At 76.9% G+C, this 3,865-nt stretch carries 3 protein-coding genes; all 3 read right to left on the bottom strand.

Annotated elements, in window-relative coordinates; all coding sequences use genetic code 11:
• Positions 1-1,968: protein translocase subunit SecD (secD, locus tag HLB09_RS14140; protein WP_212771113.1), on the bottom strand; the 1,968-nt coding region annotated here is incomplete at its 3' end.
• 69 nt (positions 1,969-2,037) lie between these two features.
• Positions 2,038-2,400 carry a preprotein translocase subunit YajC gene (gene yajC, locus HLB09_RS14145; protein ID WP_171203984.1) on the bottom strand — a complete coding sequence of 121 codons (363 nt, stop codon included), beginning with the start codon at positions 2,398-2,400 and terminating at the stop codon, positions 2,038-2,040.
• A gap of 159 nt (positions 2,401-2,559) precedes the next feature.
• Positions 2,560-3,669: a Holliday junction branch migration DNA helicase RuvB gene (gene ruvB, locus HLB09_RS14150; protein WP_322790198.1), complete on the bottom strand. Its 1,110-nt coding sequence runs from the start codon at positions 3,667-3,669 to the stop codon at positions 2,560-2,562.
• Between the last annotated feature and the right edge of the window lie 196 nt (positions 3,670-3,865).

Raw genomic sequence — 3,865 nt, forward strand, 5'->3', positions numbered from 1 at the left:
CGCGGCGGCCGGCTCGAGGTCGCCCGGGGTGCGGTCACGGCGGCGCCGCTCGCCCTCGCCACCGCCGTCGTCGTCCGCGGGCGGACGGTCGTCGGCGCCGGCCGCGAGGTCGCGCCCGCTGGCGGGCTGGGCCACGCGGCCCCTCCCGGCGTAGACGGTGCGCCCGAGGTGCTCGGCGTCGAAGCCGGACAGCCGGTGGCCGCTCGCGAAGAAGCGCGTGCGGGCGAGCAGCGTGACGAGCGGGTGCGTGAGCATGACGACGACGAGCAGGTCGATGAGCGTCGTCAGGCCGAGGGTGAAGGCGAAGCCCTGCACGCCGCCGACCGCGAGGACGTAGAGGACGACGGCGGCGAGCAGCTGCACGACGTCGCTGATGATGATCGTGCGCCGCGCCCGCGCCCAGCCCGTCTGGACCGCCGCGGCGACGGAGCGGCCCTCGCGGACCTCGTCGCGCACGCGCTCGAAGTACACGATGAAGGAGTCGGCCGTGACGCCGATGGCGATGATGAGGCCGGCGACGCCGGGCAGGCTCAGCCGGTAGCCCGACGTCCAGCTCAGCAGCGTGATGGCGCCGTAGGCCAGCAGCCCGGCCACCGCGAGGCTGGCGACGGTGACGAGGCCGAGGAGCCGGTACTGCAGCAGCGAGTAGACGACGACGAGCCCGAGGCCGATGAGCCCGGCGAGCACGCCGCGCTGCAGCTGCTCGGTGCCGAGCGTCGCGGAGATCTGCTCCTGCGTCTGCACCTCGAAGGAGACGGGCAGGGAGCCGAAGCGCAGCTGGTTGGCCAGCGTCTGCGTCGACTCCTGCGTGAAGGTGCCGGAGCCGCCGTCGTCGATGCGGGCCTGGCCGCCGGGGATGGGCCCGTTGACGCTCGGCGCCGAGATGACGAGGCCGTCGAGGACGATGCCGAACTGGTCCTGCGGCGACGGCAGCTGCGAGATGCGCGAGGTGATCTCCGCGAAGGCGTCGCCGCCCGCGCGGGTGAAGTCCATCGTGACGACCCAGCCGCCGGTGGAGAAGCCCTGGTCGTTCGTCGCCGGCTGCGAGGCCGCGCCGGTGAGGTCGGAACCCGTGAGCTCGACCGGCCCGAGGAGGTACTTGGCCGAGCCGGTCTGGTCGCACGTGGCGAGGGGCAGCGCGTCGTCGGACTCCGTGCCGCCCGTGCGGTTGGCCGGGTCGGTGCAGTCCAGCGCCGCGAACTCGGCCGCCAGGTCGGGGGTGATCCACGCCAGGTCGCTGGCGCTCGTCGGCTCCGACGTCGGCGCGTCGGTCGGCTGCTCCCCCGGTGCCTCCGTGGCGGGTGCCTCCGTGGCGGGGGCCTCCGTGCTCGGGGCGCCCGTGGTGGGGGCGCCCGTGGTGGGGGCTCCTGCGGTGGGCGCGGTGCGCAGCGCGGGCGGGATGACGCTGCCCTGCGTCGACCCGGGCGTCGGCTCCGCCGTCGCGGGCGCCTCCGTGGCCGGTGCCTCCGTGGCGGGCGCCTCCGTCGAGGGGGCGGTGGCGCCCGCCGTCGGTGCGTCGGTGGGCGCGCCCTCGCCGGGCTGCGCGGTGGCGTCGATGGGCGTGGGCCCGGCGACGGCCAGGACGGGACGGAAGGTCATGCGCGCCGACTGGCGGATGAGCTCGAGCGTCGCCTGCTGCGTCTGCGGGTCGCCCGGCAGCTCGACGAGGATGTTCTGGCTGCCCTGGGCGCTGACGTTCGCCTCGCCGATGCCGCTGCCGTCGACGCGCTGGCGGATGATCTCGATGGCGTCGTCGATGGTGTCCTCGGTCACCTCGCCGCTCTGGCCCGGCTGGGCCACGGGCGTGAGGATGACCCGCGTCCCGCCCGCGAGGTCGAGGCCGAGGCCCGGGGTCCACGAGGCGGTGGACCACTGCGCGGCGGCGGCGATGCCGCCGTAGAGCAGCGCCAGGATGACGCCGAGGGCGCCGAGCGTGCGGATCGAGCGGGTGCGGGTCGTGGCTGCCACGGCTGCGTCGTCCTCCGAGCGGTCAGGGGCTCCGGGACGCGGCGCCGTCGCGGCGGTCCCCGGGGCGGGTCAGGCGGGGCGGCGCGAGCCGTCCGACGGGTCGTCGCGCGGGTCGTCCTCGACGACGTCGTCGGCGACCCGCTGGTCCTCGGCGAGGTCGTCCTCGACGGCGACGGGGGCCGCGGGGTCGACCCGGCGGGCGATGGCCTGCCGCAGCCACCACGTGCGCACGCCCGGGGCGACCTCGATCTCGACGCGGTCGTCGCGGACGCCGGTGACCGTGCCGAACTGGCCGGACGCCGTCATGACCTCCGTGCCGGTCGCCAGCTCGCTCTGCATCTGCGCCACGGCCTTGCGCTGCCGGCTCCCCCGGACGCTGAGGAGCACGAGGGGGACGAGCAGGAGCAGGAGGACGAGGGAGAAGGGATCCATGGCGGGGCGGGGCCAGCCTTCGCAGTCGGCGTCAGGGTCGGTCGCGCGATCACTCGGTCGTGCGGCTGGTCACTCTACGGGAGCACCACGCTGGTCCCGGCGCGCTCGACGGCGGTGCGCCGCGCCGTGCCGCGCGCCAGGACGCGCCCGGGCGGGCCCTCAGGACGGCGGTGCCGCCCCGTCGTCGTCCCCGTCGTCGTCCCCGTCGTCGTCCCGGTCGTCGTCCCGGTCCTGGCTGTCGCCGTCCCCGCCGTCCCCCAGGGGGAGCGTCGCCTGCAGCGGCGCGCCCAGCGGCGGGCGCAGCCCCAGGTGGGCCCAGCCGTCCGCGGTGGCGACGCGCCCCCGCGGGGTCCGGCCGAGGAGGCCCTCGCGCACGAGGAAGGGCTCGGCCACCGTCTCGACGGTGTCGGGCTCCTCGCCGACCGCGACGGCGAGGGTCGAGAGTCCCACCGGTCCCCCGCCGAAGCGGCGGCACAGCGCGTCGAGGACCGAGCGGTCGAGGCGGTCCAGGCCGAGCTCGTCGACCTCGTAGACGCGCAGCGCGGCGCGGGCGGCGTCGGCGTCGACGACGCCCGTCCCCCGCACCTGCGACCAGTCGCGCACCCGCCGCAGGAGGCGGTTCGCGATGCGGGGCGTGCCCCGGGAGCGCCGGGCGATCTCGGCGCCCCCCGCGGCGGTGAGCTCGACGCCGAGGAGCTGCGCGGAGCGGCGCAGCACCTGCTCGAGCTCGTCGGGGGCGTAGAAGTCGAGGTGGCCGGTGAAGCCGAAGCGGTCGCGCAGCGGGGCGGGGAGGAGCCCGGAGCGGGTGGTCGCGCCGACGAGCGTGAACGGCGGCAGGTGCAGCGGGATGGCCGTGGCGCCGGCACCCTTGCCGACGACGACGTCGACCCGGAAGTCCTCCATCGCCACGTAGAGCATCTCCTCGGCCGGGCGCGCCATCCGGTGGACCTCGTCGACGAAGAGCACCTCGCCCTCCTCGAGGGAGGACAGGACGGCGGCGAGGTCGCCGGCGTGCTGGATGGCGGGGCCGCTGCTGATGCGCAGCGACTGGCCGAGCTCGGCGGCGACGATCATGGCGAGCGTCGTCTTGCCGAGCCCGGGAGGGCCGGAGAGCAGGACGTGGTCGGGCGCCCGGCCGCGGCGGCGCGCCGCCTCGAGGACGAGGGACAGCTGCTCGCGCACGGCCCGCTGCCCGACGAAGTCGTCGAGGGAGCCGGGGCGCAGGGCCGCCTCGGCGGCGCGGTCGTCGAGGTCCTCGGCCGGCTCCACGAGGCGGCCGCCGCGCGCCGCGCGCTCCGCGAGCTCGGCCTCCTCCGCGGCGGACGGTCCGCCGGCGAGGCCCACCTCGGAGGAGCCGTCGCCGTGGCGGCCGGGGCCGGCGCTCACCGGCCCCGCCCGAGGTGGCGCAGCGCGTCGCGCAGGACGGCGGCGACGTCGCGGTCGTCCTCCTGCCCCTCGTCCGGGG

This window comes from Pseudokineococcus marinus (assembly GCF_013004605.1).
GTDB lineage: Bacteria > Actinomycetota > Actinomycetes > Actinomycetales > Quadrisphaeraceae > Pseudokineococcus > Pseudokineococcus marinus.

Excerpts from the sequence above, each read along its gene's own strand:
- yajC (WP_171203984.1), bottom strand. The coding sequence starts at position 2,400 with ATGGATCCCTTCTCCCTCGTCCTCCTGCTCCTGCTCGTCCCCCTCGTG.